Raw genomic sequence first — 16,628 nt, forward strand, 5'->3', positions numbered from 1 at the left:
TGTACCGGAACCATGGCTGGAACGAAATCGACGTTAGTCGGTCGACCCGCCGGTGCGTTGTGTTGCGCGTGAGCGATGGGTCCAGATTGCCGCCACAGGACAGCGCGATCCCGCCCCCATCATCGTCGACCCTCCTGCCGCCTCTTAAGCAGGAATTACTGTTCGCTCGGTTTCTCAAGCTCTTTTTCGACTGCATTGACCGATCCTTCCAGATCCGCCAGCGCTTTTCGAGTTGGACAAAGCGTTCTGCGAACCGCACGGCATCGGGTGCTTGCATCGCCAGAAGCCTGCGGGCCCGAGACGATACGAACATTGGAATGGTGGCGGCACGATCGTGAAGAGTATCATCGAGGTCGAACAAAACCCCGCGCTGCATTGCATATCCTACATTGTGCCTATCGAAATGATCTCATCGCCGGTGCGGTATTGCAGCGCAATTTGCAGCATGCCTGCTGCGGCCCCGGATCGCAATGACTGCTTATTGGCCCGTCGGTTGCACGTTCGGCTCGCTTCCGCACGAACTCGATCATTCTCTCTCGGGTCATGTCCTTAAAGTTTACAGGCTCGAGGGAAATCTTGAGCGCTTTAAGCACCTTCAGCTAAACTACATTGCAACGGGTGCTGTATCATAGCTATCGCGCAACCTTTCTGAGATGATTGGCGCGCAGATAGTACCAATGGGAGATCAGGCGCTCTTGATTCGGACTATCCCGTAGGACGGAAGCTCAAAGGTTCCGACCTTGCGGATGAACGTGCTGTCGCTGTCGAGCCAAGCGGGATCGTGCACGGCGGCTTCAAAGCTTTTTTCGTCGAGAACATCTAGTCTGGCAGGGCCATCGAAGCCCTTGACCTTCAGGCGCTGAGGCTCGCCTGACAGGTTGGCAAGCCAAAGCACGTCACCGGCCTTGTTGCGATGGGCAATCGGCGACTTTTCCCGAGGAGATGGCTCTAGCTCTGAAGCGCAGCAAAGGTCGACATGCGAGCCTTTGCAATGAGCGCACGCGGATCGGCGGCCTTCGCAAAGCCGACCAATTGAACCAGAGTGTTGGGCACGGTTGCGTCACCGATCGTGCGTCGCGAACGACCTGTCGTTGGGGCGCAGCTAAGTAGGGACAGGGTCAAACAGTGGGGCGGATCTCCGCCTCTCGACGATTTCGTTGCCGTTATCGATTAAAATGGGGCAAAGAGGAACGCATTCCGTTGTCTTCGGCCCGGCGAACGAGGGAGCGCTGAGAGCCGGACGTATATGGTAGGGTGGTCGTGGCCGACGTTCATCTACAGCAGATTATGGTGAGGGGCCATCTTTCGCCCTGTTATCTCGCGACGAGATGTCTTAGCCGAACAAAATTCAAAAGAGGACGCGCTCATGCAGTGGCTCGAGGAAACCTTTCATGTCGACAAGCCGATCATCGCCATGTGCCACTTGCAGGCATTGCCGGGCGATCCCGGATACGATGCGGCCGGCGGCATGAGGAAAGTGATCGAAATGGCCCTTGCCGATCTCGACCATCTTCAGAACGGTGGTGTCGACGCAGTAATGTTTTCCAACGAATTCAGTCTGCCTTACCTGACCAAGGTACGCCCCGAAACCACAGTGGCCATGGCACGCGTCATCGGTGAGCTCGGGCGCTTCATCAAAGTGCCATTTGGCGTCAACGTCTTGTGGGATCCCATTGCTTCGATCGATCTCGCGGCCGCCACCGGCGCAAGCTTCATCCGCGAGATCATGAGCGGGGTATACGCCAGCGATTTCGGGCTCTGGAACACCAATGTCGGTGAAACGGCGCGTCACAAGGCAAGGCTCGCCCCTAAGCTCAGGCTTCTATTCAACATCGTGCCCGAAGCCGCCGCCTATCTGGGCGATCGCTCGATTGCAGATATCGCCCGCTCGACTGCGTTCAACAACCGGCCTGACGCCATCTGCGTATCGGGCCTCACTGCTGGTGCCGAAACGGATACCCACGTCGTTTCCACGGTCAAGAAGGCCGTGCCGGGTACGGCCGTGCTTTGCAATACGGGTTGCCGGCTCGACAATATCGAACGCCAGCTCGCTGTTTCGGACGGGGCAGTCGTGGGATCGACATTCAAGGTCGACGGCGTCTTCGAAAATCCGGTCGATCCGGCGCGTGTTAGGGTCTTCATGGAAAAGGTTAGGGCGATCCGCTCTGCCGCGCGCGCGGTCGTTTGAGAAACGCTCAGCCCGATCCGGTGGTCCACGGCGCCGGCTCGATCCAGATTGATGAACAGCAAAGGTCCTTTGGCGGACCGGATTGGATCCAAGTGACGATTGACCAACGCAGCCTCGCCCGCATCGAGACATGGACCAAAGAACTCTGCCTGATATCCGGTCTTTCCGGCTACGAAGATCCGGTGAGCGACTATATCCGGGCCGTCTATTCCGACCGCCGCGTCGAGAGTCACGGCGATGCGTTCGGGAATCTGACCCTGACGGTGAAGGGGACGGACCCCGCAGCTCCATCAGTGATGGTCTTCGCCCATACCGATCAGCTTGGCCTTTTGGTACGGCGGATTGAAGCGAACGGCTTCGTTCGGGTGGAGCGGCTTGGGGGGGTGCCAGAACGTGTGCTGCCGGGCCTGCGCGTGGTCATCACGAACAAAGAGGGCAAGCAGGTTCCCTGCGTCGTCGGCATCAAGGCGCACCACGCCACGCCGCAGGACGAAAAGAGCCAGGTGCTCGGCTGTGACAAGCTCTTCCTCGATCTCGGCGCCCAATCGGCGGAAGAGGTGCGCGCCCTCGGCGTCGAAATCGGGGCGCCCGTCACCTACCGCCCCTGTTTCGAACGGCTGGCCGGCACGCGTGTGTCCGGAACGGCGATCGACGACCGCGCCGGCTGCGCCGCACTAATGGACCTCGTGCAGCGAGTTTTGGATGAACCCGTTCCGGCGACGCTGCATGCGGTCTTTTCGGTCCAGGAGGAGTTCAACCTGCGCGGCGCCATGCTTGCGGCCCAGCGTCTGAGGCCGGATGCCGCCATTTCGATCGACATCATGGTCGCCTCCGATACGCCTGATCTCGCGGAGCGCGGCGAATTGCAGCTTGGCAGCGGGCCGGCGCTTGGCCTTTACAGCTTCCACGGGCGCGGCACGCTCAATGGCACGCTTGCTCATCCCGCGCTGCTCAACCATCTTGTGGAGACGGCAAGCCGTGTCGGCATACCGATCCAGCGCAGCGCTCATACCGGCTGCCTCACGGATTCCTCCTACGTGCAGCTCGTGGGCGAAGGAATTCCCTCCATCGATATCGGTTATCCGACGCGTTACACGCATGCGCCGATCGAAACCTGCGATCTGGCCGATCTGGAACAGATAGCGGCGCTGCTGGCCTTGGCTCTGCGTGATATGAAAGCGGGTTTCTCCTTCGAACGGAGGAGATATAGATGCGCTATCTCCTAGGCATCGATATCGGCAGTTATTCCAGCAAAGGCGTCCTGCTCGAGGAGTCCGGTACTCTTCGGGCAACCGCGCGGCGCAAGCACGATATGCGCGTGCCAGGGCCAGGACTCGCCGAACATGATGCCCTGCAGGATTGGTGGGAAGGCTTTCGCACGCTGAGCCAGCAGCTGATCCGGGAGAATGGGATCAACCCGGCTGCGATCGCGGCAGTTGGATGCAGCGGGATTGGCCCCTGTGCGCTGCCTGTGACGGAAGTGGGCGAGCCCCTGCGCCCGGCTATTTTATATGGCGTGGATACACGTGCCGAAGCTGAAATCGCAGAGCTCAACGTCGAACTCGGCGCAGCGGCCGTGTTGGCCCGCACCGGCAATCCGTTGACGACACAATCTGTCGGCCCGAAGGTGCGATGGCTGGCCAAGCACGAGCCTGACACTTTCCGCAAAACTGCGCGGATCGTCGGGTGCCCTAGCTTTATCGTGCACCGATTGACGGGACGGTGGGTCGTCGATCATTACGGCGCGTCCTGCTACACGCCATTTTATGACCTTGCCGCCAAAGACTGGCATCGCGAGACGATCGAACGGATCTGCCCTGTCGACTGGCTACCCGAAATCGCCTGGACAACGGAGATTATCGGCCATGTGAGCAGGGAGGCCGCAGCAGAAACCGGACTTGCCGCGGGCACGCCCGTGATCGCTGGCACCATCGATGCGGCGAGCGAAGCGATGAGCGTCGGGGTGCAAAAGCCGGGTGACTTGATGATCATGTATGGTACCACGGCCTTTTTCATCCAGGTCAATGCCGATCTCGTCGTCGACCCCCGGTTCTGGGCTGCGCCGTTTCTGTTCGAGAACACCTGGAGCGTCATGGGCGGGCTTGCGACCGGAGGCGGCCTCACCCAGTGGTTTCGCAAGGAAATGACGGGACTTTCCGACGATGATTCATCCTTCCAGGCGCTGATGGAAGAGGCACTCAAAAGCCCGCCCGGCGCAAACGGCATTCTGATGCTGCCCTATTTCAGTGGTGAGCGAACGCCAATTAATGATCCGCAAGCCAAGGGCCTGATCTTCGGGCTGACGCTCGCGCACCGGCGCGGCGATATCTATCGTGCGCTGATCGAAGGGATCGGACACGCGACCCGGCATAATCTCGATGGCTTTGCCGAAATACAGCCGGCCCGCAGCATTTATGCGGCTGGAGGCGGCGTGCAGAATCCATTCTGGACACAATGCGTCAGCGACATTGCGGGCATCCGTCAGAATGTGCGTCGGCAGACGCTGGGTGCTGCGCTCGGATCTGCTTTTCTCGCAGGCATAGGCTGCGGGATCTTCGCACCGGAAGACATCGACCGCATTAACCCGATCGAGTCCAAAATCGCGCCGAACGAGGCCAACCGCAATCGCTACGACGCCGATCACGCGGCCTTCAAAGCGCTTTACGCCAACAACAGAGCCGCGATGCGACGGTCCACGGTGAGCTAGTGCTCGGCATCGAAGTGCGACACCACGGTATTGCGCTTGCTCGGTTCAACAGGCACGACAATGCCGAAGCGTGCCGTCATGCTGCTGGTCGCTCAGCGGGGCGGCACTCGCGTTGTGCGTCTCGAGCAGAATCCAGCCAATCGACCTGGTAGAAAATTCCTCGAGGAGGTCTTGCTTCGTGTTGTCGCTCCTCAAAAACGCTTATACCGGGATGCGAGATCCGAGCACGAAGTGAAATGGTGCCCGATTTGAACCGTTATCACGCTTGGGAGTTCAATCCGTCGGAAGAGCATTATTGGAAGCCGAGGGAGCTCTAAGAGGGAACCTGAGCGCACTTGAAAAGGAGTGGCTCCATGACCCACATTCAAATAGGTGGTCGAATAGTGACGCAGATCACCGTAATCGAAGCCGAGCCGGATAAACAGAATGAAGCGCTCGCGCTGATGGCCGATCGAGCACGATTTATGGCTCGCCAGCCTGGCTTTGTCTCGATCAGCTTGCATCGAAGCGTCGACGGCCGACGCATCGTCAACTACGTCCAATGGCAAAGCCGCGAACTGCTGCAGTCTGCCCACCAATCGCCGGACTTTCGTAAGGAGTGGGGCAAGTTTGACGACTTGACGGATCAAATCGATCCACATCTCTACGAAGTTGTCCAGGTTCTGGACGCAGGCTAGGCATTTTCGCATTTGCATTGAGATCCTGCACGGAAGCTCTGACGATTGCTTCCTATCGCTTTTCTGTGGCCCCCATGATGGATTGGGGCGAGAGATTAGAGGACCAAAAATTGGGCGTAGTGCAGGGTCGCGTAGCGACCGCCGCTTCCGATAAGTTTCTGGCTGGATCTAGGAGAATTGTGCCTTCCTATGCGTGATGGCATTAAGTTCGATAGCCTGAATTTTTGAGGTAGTTGGCGCATTCCTCTGAGGTAAAGGCATCGAGTGCGTTGCCGATTGCGGTGCAGACTGCGTCGACAGTTCGCGCGGCAGCTTTGCGAAGCAGGTGCTTGAGCTTGGCAAAGACCTGCTCGATCGGGTTCAGGTCGGGCGAGTATTTTGGCAGGAAGAAGAGCTTGGCCCCGACCGAACGGATGAGCTGGCGAACTGCTTTGCTCCTGTGGCTGCCGAGGTTGTCCAAGATGACGATATCGCCGGGTCGAAGGACGGGCAGAAGAACCTTCTCGACATAGGCGCGAAAGCTCACGCCGTCGATCGGCCCCTCGATGAACCATGGAGCATCGATCCGGTCGTGGCGCAGGGCCGCCAGGAAGGTCATAGTCTTCCAGCGGCCGTGGGGAACCTTGGCGTGAAGTCTACACCCGCGCGGCGCCCATCCCCGCAAGGGTGCCATATCGGTCCTGGTCCAGGTCTCGTCGATGAAGACCAGGCGCTCAGCTTCGACGCGATTTTGATACTTTGCCCACTGGGCTCGTCGCCGCGCCACCTCGGGTCGATCCCGTTCGCCAGCCGCCACGCTTTTTTTTGAAGCTGAGCTTCTCGGCATGTACGAAGTCCCAGACCGAGTGGTAGTCGACCTTCAGACCGCGACCGGCAAGCTCGGTAACGAGACCACGTATGGTGAAATCGCCGTCCTTGATCCGCTGCGACAGCCAGACGGCGTGGTCTCCCGAAACAGCCTTCGGCTTGTGACCGCCCATCTGGCCGGGTTCAACGCTGCCGGTCTGCTCGACCCGCTGCATCCAGCCGATAGCCGTGCTGATCGCTACTCCAAACTGTTTGGCCGCCTGATTGCGGGACATCCCGCCCTCGATCGCAGCCACGACACGCTTGCGAAGATCCAGAGAATACGGCTTGCCCATCCATGCTGGCCTCCGTCCAGCCAGCATGATGAATCAGAAACAAGCTGATTTGGGAATCCCAAATCGATTCAACTTAACCCCATCCCGCTTTAGCCGGACCTCGCGCCCCCGGATAAATGGCCGGGACTCTTGCGCGGCGAGCGCGTGCTGTCGCGCAGGGTTAGCGTGGCGGGAAGCTTAATGTCCTTCCGCAGCCCCGCCTTGCCGGTCGTCATCAGCGCGATCAGTTCGGCCGCGGCGATGGCCCCGAGGTCGCGGCGGGGCTGGACGATGGTCGTCAGGGTGGGCTCGCAATAGTCGGCGTAGGCGATGCCGTCGAACCCGACGACGGAGAGATCGTCCGGGATCTGGAGTCCGGCCGCGTGCACGGTCTTGATTAGGCCGATCGCCATTTCATCATTGGCCGCAAACAGCGCGGTCGGGCGCGCCGCCGGCTCGAGTGCAAGCAGCGCCTGGCCGGCCTCGACACCGGTGCGGAAGGTGAAATCGCCGGATAGAATCAATCCCGCATCGGCCGCAATTCCCGCCTCGCGCAGGGCCTGCCGATAACCTTCGAGACGCTGCTGCTCGAGGATGTTGGGGGGCGGCCCGGACAGATAAGCGATGCTTGTGTGGCCCAGTTCGATCAGGTGTCGCACCGCCTCGCGCGCAGTCTCGACATTATCGATTGTGACCTGCGGGAAGCGTTCTCGCGGGATGTACTCGCAGGCGGCAACCAGCGGCACGCGCGCGTCGCGCAAGTCGCGGTGGGGGCTGCGTATCACATGACCGCACAAGAGCAGCACGCCGTCGGCCTGTCCGGCGCAGACCAGATCGACGTAGCGTGCTTCCTTCTCCGGTGAGCCGGCCAGATTGGCAATGATGAGTCCGTAGCCGGCGGCCGACAGCGTGTCGTCGATGCCTTGGAGAACCTCAGCGAAGAACGGGTTGGCGATGTCCGGCACGGCCACCAGCACGATCATGGTCTTCCGGACGCGCAGGTTCCTTGCGGAAATGTTCGGCGTGTAGCCGGTGTCGCGCACGGCAGCGAGCACACGTGTGCGGGTTTCCTCAATTACGACCTCGGGGCGCGCCAGCGTCCGGCTGACGGTCGCAACCGAGACTCCCGCCAGCCGCGCGACGTCGGCGATCTTGGTCGCCTTTTGGCGTGTCACTCTGGTTCGCTTGGCCATGTTGAGGCTCGCCATCTCGGCGTCATATCGGGACTTGCAAAATCATGAAGTTCTGCTAAGGTAAAAAATGTAATCGATTACATGCGGCAAGTAAAGCCATAACGAGCCCGTTAAGGGCCGGAAGCCGAAATACAAGCCTGCAAAGGCGGATATGGGAGGGAATGATGAAGCGTGCGCTGTTCGCATCAGTGGCGATTGCCACCTTAGCCTCGGTGCCTGTCTCCGCAGAAGAGATGAAGGCCGAGGTCATCCATTGGTGGACCTCAGGCGGCGAGGCCGCCGCGGTGAAGGTGTTTGCCGATCAGTTCGCCAAGGCGGGTGGGACATGGATCGACAGCGCCGTGGCGGGTGCCGCCAACGCGCGAAATGCTGCGATCAGCCGCACCGTCGCCGGCAATCCTCCGACCGCGATGCAGCTCAACACCGGCAAGCAATTCGACGAACTGGTGGAAGGCGATCTGCTCGCCGATGTCGATGCGGTCGCCACCGAGGGCAATTGGAAGGGCGTGATGCCAGCGGCGTTCGTTGCGGCTGCAACTCGCAACGGCAAGATGTTCGCGGTGCCGATCAACATCCATGGCCAGAACTGGCTCTGGTACAACAAGGCTGTGCTCGCCTCGGTCGGCGCCGCCGAGCCGAAGACCTGGGACGATGCCTTTGCTGTTCTCGACAAGCTGAAAGTCGACGGTAAGGTGATCCCGCTGGCCTTCTCGGGTCAGAAGATATGGGAACGAAACCTGTTCAGCGCGGTGCTCATCGGCGTCGGTGGCGGACCGATGTGGGTTGGGATCATGGGCAAGCGCGACGCGGCACTGGCGCAAAGTGCCGAGTTCAAGGCCGTCGCGGTCGCCTACAAGAAGCTCAAGGACTACGTCGACGCCGGTGCGCCCGGGCGCAACTGGAACGATGCCACCAACCTGATCATCCAGGGTAAGGCCGGCATGCAGATCATGGGCGATTGGGCCAAGGGCGAATTCGTCGCCGCCGGCAAGATCCCCGAAAAGGACTATGGCTGCACCGTGCTGTCCAACCATGGCGGCGGATACATGATGGGTGGGGACGTGTTCGTGTTCCCGAAGGCGAAGGACAGCTTGACGACCACGGCGCAGATGACGCTCGCCCGGCTGATGCTGACGCCAGAGACTCAGATCCAGTTTTCGCTGAGGAAGGGATCGATCCCGGTGCGCAGTGACGTCGATGCCTCCCAACTCGACGCCTGCGCCCAGAAGGGTATGCGTTACGTCTCCAATGCCGCGCAGCAATTGCCGTCGGCCGACATGCTGGCCCCTCCTGCGCTCATTGGTGCGCTGGAGGATGCGATCTCGCAATACTGGAACACCAACATGAACGCGGACGAATTCTCCGCCAAGGTTGGTGGCGTGCTGAAGGCACAGTACTGACGCGCCCGACCAAGGGGCCGCTGACTTGTCGGCCGCCCCGGACCATCATCAGATCCGCCCTTGTTCCCGTGACACGATGCGTCTTTCGCTGGCTTCACGACTCTCCGCGGTCTCCGCGCTCTTGCCGGCGCTGCTGGTGATGTTCGTCGTCTATATCGGCGCCACCAGCTGGACCGTCTGGATGTCGCTGACCAACTCGCGCATGCTGCCGAACAACAATTTCGTCGGGCTCCGGCAATATCAGATGCTGCTCGGCAACGATCGCTGGATCACCTCGGTCCACAATATCCTTGTCTACGGCGTGCTGTTCGTTTCGCTCGCGCTTCTGATCGGCTTCCTGCTGGCGGTTGCGATCGATCAGCGAGTACGGGCCGAGGACACGATCCGCTCGATCTATCTCTATCCCTATTCGATGTCCTTCGTCGTTACGGGCCTGGTCTGGCAATGGCTGCTCAACCCTGCGCTCGGCATCCAGCATGTGCTGCGCAGCTGGGGCTTCGAAGGCGCAGCCTTCGATTGGATCGTGCGGCCGGAGACCGCCATCTATTGCCTGGTCATCGCCGGCGTCTGGCAGGCTTCCGGGCTGGTGATGGCGATCATGCTTGCAGGCCTGCGCGGCGTCGACGAGGAGATCTGGAAGGCGGCGCGGGTCGACGGCCTGCCGAAATGGCGGGTCTATGTGTGGATCATCATTCCGATGATGGGTGCGAGCTTTGCGACTGCCGCAGTGCTGCTGTCGACGGGTGTGGTGCGTCTCTACGACCTTTCGGTAGCGATGACCAATGGCGGGCCCGGCATCGCCTCTGAGGTGCCTGCCAAGTTTGTCATGGATCATCTTTTTGAACGCGCCAATATCGGCCTTGCGACAGCGGCGGCCACCACCATGCTGATCACAGTGATCGCGGTGGTCGCGCCCTATCTCTACTGGCGCGCGCGCAAAGGAGAGATGCGATGACCGCGGAGGCGCAGGCGTTGCATGCCGCAAGACGGACGAAGCGCAGGAGCCCAGCGCGCTGGGGCCTCTATGCCTTCATCTTCATAACCGCGCTCTACTTCCTGCTGCCGCTCTACGTGATGGTCGTCACCTCGCTGAAGCCGATGGCAGAGATTCGGCAGGGCAATCTGTTGGCATTGCCGGCAGCTCCTAGCATCGACGCGTGGGTCAAGGCCTGGACCTCGGCCTGCACCGGTCTGACCTGCCAGGGCATCAAGATCGGCTTTCTCAACTCGCTGCGCATCCTGGTGCCGTCGGTCGCCATCTCCATCCTGATCGGCTCGCTCACCGGCTATGCGCTGTCGCTATGGCGTGTACGCGGCGCCAACATCCTGTTCGGCGCGATGATGGTGGTCGCGTTCATTCCCTATCAGGTGTTCCTCTATCCCTTGGTGCGTGTGTTTTCCTTCACCGGCCTCGGACAGTCGCTCATCACCATCGTGACCGTCCACACCATCTTCGGTCTTCCCACCATGACGCTGCTGTTCCGCAACTATTTCGCATCGCTGCCGGTCGAGTTGTTCAAGGCCGCCCGCGTCGACGGCGCAGGCTTCTACCAGATCTATGCGCGGATCATGATGCCGATGGCCACTCCCATGATCGTGGTCGCGGTGATCTTGCAGACCACCGGCATCTGGAACGATTTCATCCTGGGCCTCGTCTTCGCCGGCCGCGACAATCTACCGATGACGGTGCAGCTCAACAACATCGTCAATTCGACGCAAGGCGAGCGCGCCTACAACGTCGACATGGCGGCGACGCTGCTGACCGCGCTGTTGCCGCTTGCCGTCTATTTCGGCTCCGGCCGCTGGTTCGTGCGCGGCATCGCCGCCGGCGCAGTGAAGGGCTGACGCAGCATGCAGAAATCGAATGTCGACATCAGGAGCCTTCAGATCGGCTTTGGCGGCCTGAAGGTACTGGAGAATCTCAATCTCCACGTCGGGGCGTCCGAGTTCCTCGTGCTGCTTGGGCCCTCCGGATGTGGCAAGTCGACATTGCTCAACGCGATCGCAGGGCTGATCGACGTCAGGGGTGGCGAGATCCATATCGGTGGCCGCGATGTCACCTGGGCGGAACCAAAGGATCGCGGCATCGCGATGGTGTTCCAGAGCTACGCGCTCTATCCGCGCATGAGCGTACGGCGGAATATGTCGTTCGGGCTGAAGGTCGCGGGCACGCCGCAGGACGAGATTGAGCGCCGCGTCGGCGAGGCCGCGCAGATGCTGCGGCTCACCAGCCTCCTTGACCGCCGTCCCAGCGAGCTGTCCGGTGGCCAGCGCCAGCGTGTCGCGATTGGCCGAGCGCTGGTGCGGCATGCCGGCGTCTATCTGTTCGACGAGCCACTCTCCAATCTGGACGCCCAACTGCGCGCCGAGCTCAGGGTCGAGATCAAGCGGCTGCATGCACGGCTCGGCGCCACCATGATCTACGTGACGCACGACCAGATCGAGGCGCTGACGCTCGCGGACCGGATCGCGGTGATGCAGGGCGGCGTGATCCAGCAGCTCGACACGCCGAAGAAGATCTATCGCGAGCCGGTCAACCGGTTCGTCGCCTCCTTCGTCGGTTCGCCCGCGATGAATTTCATTTCCGGCCGGATCGCGCGTGGCAGCGAGGTCGGATTCATCGCCGGCGTAAACCGGCTTGGCCTGAACGGCTACGTCTTTCGCACCCAGCCGACCGACGCACCGGCCGTTCTCGGCATCCGGCCGGAGCATATCGAGGTGACCGCGTCCGACGATCCATCCTCCGTTTCCGCGCGCGTCGAGATGATCGAGCCGATGGGCGCGGACACGTTGATCTGGTGTCGCCTTGCCGACAGCACCGCCTTCTCCTTCCGCTATGACGCCGACGCGCAGGTGCGTGTCGGGGACACAGTCACCGTCCGATTCCCCGCCGATGCCCTGTCGCTGTTTGATGAGACGAGCGGACAGCGCCTCTAGATCCTCCATGCAGCCGAAAGCAAGACATGACCAAGCCCATCGACCGGTTCTCCATCCAGCTCTATTCTGCCCGCTCCATCACCCCGATCGAGGCGCAGTTCGCCCTGCTGTCCAGTCTCGGCTACACGATGGTCGAACCTTGGGGCGCGCTGTTCAGCGATCCCGAAACGCTGAGGCGTCTGCTCGAACTCCACGGCATGACTGCGCCGAGCGCTCATGTCGGCCTCGACCGGCTGCGCGAGGACGCGGTCGGCACGGCGAAGATGTGCAAAGGGCTCGGCATCGAGACCATCTTTGCGCCGGCCCCACCCTTGGGCGAGCGCGAGGGCGGAGAAAAGGAATGGCGCGCCATCGGGCGCGAGCTTTCTGACCTCGGAAGAGCAGTGACCGGCGAGGGTCTCAAATTCGGCTGGCACAACCATCATTGGGAATATGGCCGCAGCGAGAGCGGCAGGACCTATCTCGAATGCCTGTTCGAGGAGGCCCCCGATCTCGTCTGGGAGGCCGATCTCGCCTGGATTGTGCGCGGTGGCGGCGATCCGGTCGCCGAGATCAAGAAGCATGCGCAGCGCCTGGTCGCCTGCCACATCAAGGATCTCGCGCCCTCGGGACAGTGCGCCGACGAGGACGGCTGGGCCGATCCCGGGCACGGCATCATGGACTGGTCGGCGCTGCGCGCGGCGATGAGGGAGGCCGGGGTCTCCCTGTTCGTCGCCGAACACGACAAGCCGAACGACGTCGCCCGCTTCGCGCGCCGGGCGCGCGAGACGGTGGCCGCCTGGGCGTAACGGGGAGCGATCATGAGCAAGCTCGGAGTCGGCGTCGTCGGATGCGGCAACATCTCGACGATCTACATGCACAACATGCCCAAATTCCGCGATCTCAAGCTAATCGCCTGCGCTGACCTGCGGCCTGAGGCCGCGCAAGCCCAGGCGGCGCAGTTCTGCATCGAGGCATTGTCGATCGAGGAGCTGCTGGCGCGCCCCGATATCCAGATCGTCGTCAATCTCACCACGCCGAACGCGCATTACGGCGTGAGCCACGCGGCGTTTAACGCCGGCAAGCACGTGTTTGGCGAAAAGCCGATCACGGTGGAAGCCAACGACGCCGCGACCTTGGTCGCGGAGGCGGCGCGTCGCGGCCTGAAGCTCGGCTGCGCACCGGATACGTTTCTTGGCGGCGGCGGACGGACGGCGCGCGAGTTCGTTGATACGGGGCGGATCGGCAAAGTGCTCTATGGCACCTGCTTCCTGATGTCGCATGGCATGGAGCACTGGCATCCCGATCCGACCTTCTTCTTCAAGCCGGGCGGCGGGCCGATCCTCGACATGGGGCCCTATTACCTTGCGGCCCTCATCAATCTGTTGGGTCCCGTTGCGCTGGTGCAGGGGCGTGCGAGCGCCGGCTTCGCCACGCGGCTCGTCACCTCGAAGGGGCCGATGAACGGCAAGACGGTCGCGGTTGAAACCCCGACGACTGTCATGTCGCTGCTGCATTTCGAATCAGGCGCCGACATCATCTTTGCGATGAGCTGGGACGTCTGGAAACACGGACATCCGCCGATCGAGCTTTACGGCACCGAGGGCTCGCTGCGTGTGCCGGACCCCAACTTCTTCGGCGGCGCGGTGCAATACACCGAGAAGGGTGGCGACTGGATCTCGGTCCCTGCCGACGACCGGCCCTTCGGCAAGCCCAACTGGCGCTCGCCAAATTGGGCCGATCACATGCCGAACCAAGCCAACTATCGTTGCCTGGGCGTCGCCGAACTCGCAAGTGCGGTGCTGCGCGGCACGCCACACCGCTCCTCCGGAGCGCTGGCGAGCCACGCGCTGGAGGTGAAGCACGCGATCCTCAAGGCCAGCGTCGAAGGCGGTGAGATCGCAGTGCGCTCGCGCGTCGAGCGACCGGCGCCGCTGTCCGACGTCGATGCGATGGCGTTGTGGGCCGGCGAGACGTTCTGAAGCGGGACTGTCCGACCAAATATGATTGCCCGGTCTGGGCAGGGCTGAAATGCCCGCTCTGTCTCCTGGAACCGGCAAGGGGAGGCGGGTTTTGGTGTGGTATCGAACTTAGCGGGCGCGTGCTGCTGGAGCGTCCAGGGTAGAAGGAAGTATTCGATGAAGATGATCAAGGGACCGGCGATATTCCTCGCTCAGTTCGCTGCCGACGCGGCGCCGTTCAATTCCTTCGACTCGATCTGCGGATGGGCCGCCTCACTCGGCTACGAGGGGGTTCAGATTCCGAGCGGGGATGGGCGGCTCTTCGACCTTAGGAAAGCTTCGGAGTCGCAGGACTACGCCGACGAGGTGAAGGGGATCGCGACCCACCACGGGCTTGCGATCACCGAGCTCTCGACCCATCTCCAGGGCCAGCTCGTTGCCGTTCACCCGGCCTATGACGCCGCTTTCGACGGCTTCGCCGCGCCGGAAGTGCGCGGGAATCCCAAGGCCCGCACGGAGTGGGCCGTCGACCAGGTCAAGCGCGCGATCTTGGCCTCCAGGCGTCTCGGGCTCACTGCACTTGCGACCTTCTCCGGTGCACTTGCCTGGCCCTATGTCTATCCCTGGCCGCAGCGCCCGGCCGGTCTCATCGAGACAGCATTCGATGAGCTCGCCAGGCGCTGGCGGCCGATCCTCGACTATGCCGACGAACACGGTGTCGATCTCGCTTATGAGATCCATCCCGGTGAGGACCTTCACGACGGCGTCTCCTATGAGATGTTTCTTGAGCGGGTCAATGGCCACAAGAGCGCGAACCTCCTCTACGACCCGTCGCACTTGGTGCTGCAGCAGCTCGACTATCTCGATTACATCGACGTCTACCACGAGCGCATCAAGGCATTCCACGTCAAGGACGCCGAGTTCAATCCGACTGGCCGCCAGGGCGTCTATGGCGGGTTCCAGGGCTGGGTCGAGCGTGCCGGCCGCTTCCGCTCGCCCGGCGATGGCCAGGTCGACTTCGGTGCCATCTTCTCGAAGCTCACGCAATACGATTACGACAGCTGGGCGGTGCTTGAGTGGGAATGTGCGCTGAAGCATCCCGAGCAGGGCGCACGCGAGGGTGCCGAGTTTATCAAGAGCCATATTATCCGAGTCACAGAGAAAGCCTTCGACGATTACGCAAGCGCCGGCACCGACGACTCAGCGAACCGCAAGATGCTCGGCATCTCCTGAGCGAGGGGGACAATATGGCTATCGAAGCAAGCAATGAAGCTGGCGGTCATCGTCGTATCCGGCTCGGCATGGTCGGTGGCGGCCAAGGAGCCTTTATCGGTGCCTTACACCGCATCGCGGCCCGTATCGACGACCAGTTTGAACTCGTTGCCGGCGCGCTCGCATCCGATCCGGTTCGGGCCAAGGCCTCGGCGAAGGAGCTCGGCATTGCCGACGATCGCGCCTATGGCTCCTTCGAAGAGATGGCGAAGGCTGAAGCCGCGCGAGCGGACGGCATCAAGGCGGTCTCGATCGTAACTCCAAACCACATGCACAGCCCGGTCGCGAAAGTCTTCCTTGAAGCCGGAATCCACGTCATCTGCGACAAGCCGCTGACGACGACCGTCGCGGAGGCCGAGGAACTGGTGGCGCTCGTGAGGAAGAACGGCAAAGTGTTCGTGGTGACGCACAACTACACGGGATATCCCATGGTCCGGCAGGCACGCGCCATGGTCGCGAATGGCGACCTTGGCGAGATCCGGCTGGTCCATGCCGAATATCTCCAGGATTGGCTGACCGAGCGGTTGGAGGCAAGCAGCCACAAACAGGCGGCGTGGCGTACGGACCCGGCCCGGTCCGGCGCCGGTGGGTGCATCGGCGACATCGGCACACACGCCTACAATCTTGCCTGCTTCGTCACCGGGCTCGAGCTCGACGAATTGCTCGCACAACTGTCGACCTTCGTTGAGGGGCGGCGCCTCGATGACGATGTTCAGATACTCCTCAGGTGGAAAGGCGGCGCCAAGGGCATGCTTTGGGCGAGTCAGGTCGCCGTCGGCAATGAGAACGGCCTCACGTTGCGCGTCTACGGCACCAAAGGCGGCCTCGAATGGGCGCAGGAGAATCCGAACCAGCTCTGGTTCACGCCCTACGGCCGGCCGAAGCAGCTCCTGACCAGGGGCGGCGCCGGCGTTTTGGGCGAGGCGAGTCGGGCAACCCGTGCCCCCTCTGGCCACCCCGAGGGTTACCTTGAAGGTTTCGCGACAATCTATGCCGAGGCGGCGCGCGCCATCCGCGCGGCAGAGGCCGGCCAAAAGCCGGATCCTGAGGTGATCTTCCCCACGGTAGAGGATGGCCTAGCAGGCGTGAAGTTCATCGACGCCGCTGTGAAGTCCGCGACATGCAAAAACGCCTGGGTCCGGATGACGTAACTGCCGACGCGTCGGCCACGAGCAGTCGGTCAGGGCGATCGT

The 16,628-nt window shown here is 61.8% G+C and carries 15 protein-coding genes; 12 read left to right on the plus strand and 3 right to left on the minus strand.

Annotated elements, in window-relative coordinates; all coding sequences use genetic code 11:
- Positions 1-685: 685 nt before the first annotated feature.
- Positions 686-895 (minus strand): hypothetical protein, encoded by a 210-nt coding sequence (locus QA640_RS19110; RefSeq protein ID WP_283042135.1) that lies wholly within the window; start codon positions 893-895, stop codon positions 686-688.
- Between the two features lie 471 nt (positions 896-1,366).
- On the opposite strand from QA640_RS19110, the gene QA640_RS19115 reads away from it, so the two are divergent.
- From QA640_RS19115 to QA640_RS19130, 4 genes are all read left to right on the plus strand, one after another.
- Positions 1,367-2,188, plus strand: coding sequence for a BtpA/SgcQ family protein (locus QA640_RS19115; protein ID WP_283042136.1), 822 nt, complete (start codon positions 1,367-1,369; stop codon positions 2,186-2,188).
- Between the two features lie 20 nt (positions 2,189-2,208).
- The gene (locus tag QA640_RS19120) at positions 2,209-3,414 is read left to right on the plus strand and encodes a M20/M25/M40 family metallo-hydrolase (RefSeq protein WP_283042137.1); all 1,206 of its coding nucleotides are present in this window, start codon (positions 2,209-2,211) and stop codon (positions 3,412-3,414) included.
- Complete coding sequence (locus QA640_RS19125; RefSeq protein ID WP_283042138.1) at positions 3,399-4,895, plus strand: FGGY family carbohydrate kinase; 1,497 nt, start codon at positions 3,399-3,401, stop codon at positions 4,893-4,895. Before QA640_RS19120 ends, QA640_RS19125 begins: the two co-directional genes overlap by 16 nt.
- A gap of 353 nt (positions 4,896-5,248) precedes the next feature.
- Positions 5,249-5,572, plus strand: coding sequence for an antibiotic biosynthesis monooxygenase family protein (locus QA640_RS19130; protein ID WP_283042139.1), 324 nt, complete (start codon positions 5,249-5,251; stop codon positions 5,570-5,572).
- 202 nt (positions 5,573-5,774) lie between these two features.
- Here the strand turns inward: QA640_RS19130 and QA640_RS19135 are convergent.
- Positions 5,775-6,714 (minus strand): IS630 family transposase gene (locus QA640_RS19135; protein ID WP_283038893.1). Its coding sequence is split into 2 segments (ribosomal slippage): positions 5,775-6,369 and positions 6,368-6,714, totalling 942 coding nucleotides; the frame shifts between segments, so codons are not numbered across the junction.
- A gap of 89 nt (positions 6,715-6,803) precedes the next feature.
- Positions 6,804-7,886, minus strand: coding sequence for a LacI family DNA-binding transcriptional regulator (locus tag QA640_RS19140; RefSeq protein ID WP_283042140.1), 1,083 nt, complete (start codon positions 7,884-7,886; stop codon positions 6,804-6,806).
- A gap of 164 nt (positions 7,887-8,050) precedes the next feature.
- On the opposite strand from QA640_RS19140, the gene QA640_RS19145 reads away from it, so the two are divergent.
- The 8 genes from QA640_RS19145 (at position 8,051) to QA640_RS19180 (ending at position 16,586) form a co-directional block, all read left to right on the plus strand.
- Complete coding sequence (locus QA640_RS19145) at positions 8,051-9,286, plus strand: ABC transporter substrate-binding protein (RefSeq protein ID WP_283042141.1); 1,236 nt, start codon at positions 8,051-8,053, stop codon at positions 9,284-9,286.
- Between the two features lie 76 nt (positions 9,287-9,362).
- Entirely contained in the window at positions 9,363-10,241 is an 879-nt protein-coding gene (locus tag QA640_RS19150) for a sugar ABC transporter permease (protein ID WP_283042142.1), read from the plus strand.
- A complete protein-coding gene (locus tag QA640_RS19155; RefSeq protein ID WP_283042143.1) occupies positions 10,238-11,131 on the plus strand; it encodes a carbohydrate ABC transporter permease in 894 nt (297 codons plus the stop codon). Before QA640_RS19150 ends, QA640_RS19155 begins: the two co-directional genes overlap by 4 nt.
- Positions 11,132-11,137: 6 nt before the next feature.
- Positions 11,138-12,223, plus strand: coding sequence for a sn-glycerol-3-phosphate ABC transporter ATP-binding protein UgpC (gene ugpC / locus QA640_RS19160; protein ID WP_283042144.1), 1,086 nt, complete (start codon positions 11,138-11,140; stop codon positions 12,221-12,223).
- A 26-nt stretch (positions 12,224-12,249) separates the two neighbouring features.
- Entirely contained in the window at positions 12,250-13,011 is a 762-nt protein-coding gene (locus QA640_RS19165; protein WP_283042145.1) for a sugar phosphate isomerase/epimerase, read from the plus strand.
- Positions 13,012-13,023: 12 nt separating this feature from the next.
- Positions 13,024-14,184 (plus strand): Gfo/Idh/MocA family oxidoreductase, encoded by a 1,161-nt coding sequence (locus tag QA640_RS19170; protein WP_283042146.1) that lies wholly within the window; start codon positions 13,024-13,026, stop codon positions 14,182-14,184.
- A gap of 156 nt (positions 14,185-14,340) precedes the next feature.
- Positions 14,341-15,396, plus strand: a complete 1,056-nt coding sequence (locus QA640_RS19175; RefSeq protein WP_283042147.1) for a sugar phosphate isomerase/epimerase — start codon at positions 14,341-14,343, stop codon at positions 15,394-15,396.
- A gap of 14 nt (positions 15,397-15,410) precedes the next feature.
- On the plus strand, positions 15,411-16,586 hold the full coding sequence (locus tag QA640_RS19180; RefSeq protein ID WP_283042148.1) for a Gfo/Idh/MocA family oxidoreductase: 1,176 nt from the start codon (positions 15,411-15,413) through the stop codon (positions 16,584-16,586).
- Positions 16,587-16,628 lie beyond the last annotated feature (42 nt).

This window comes from Bradyrhizobium sp. CB82 (assembly GCF_029714405.1).
Classification (GTDB): Bacteria; Pseudomonadota; Alphaproteobacteria; order Rhizobiales; family Xanthobacteraceae; genus Bradyrhizobium.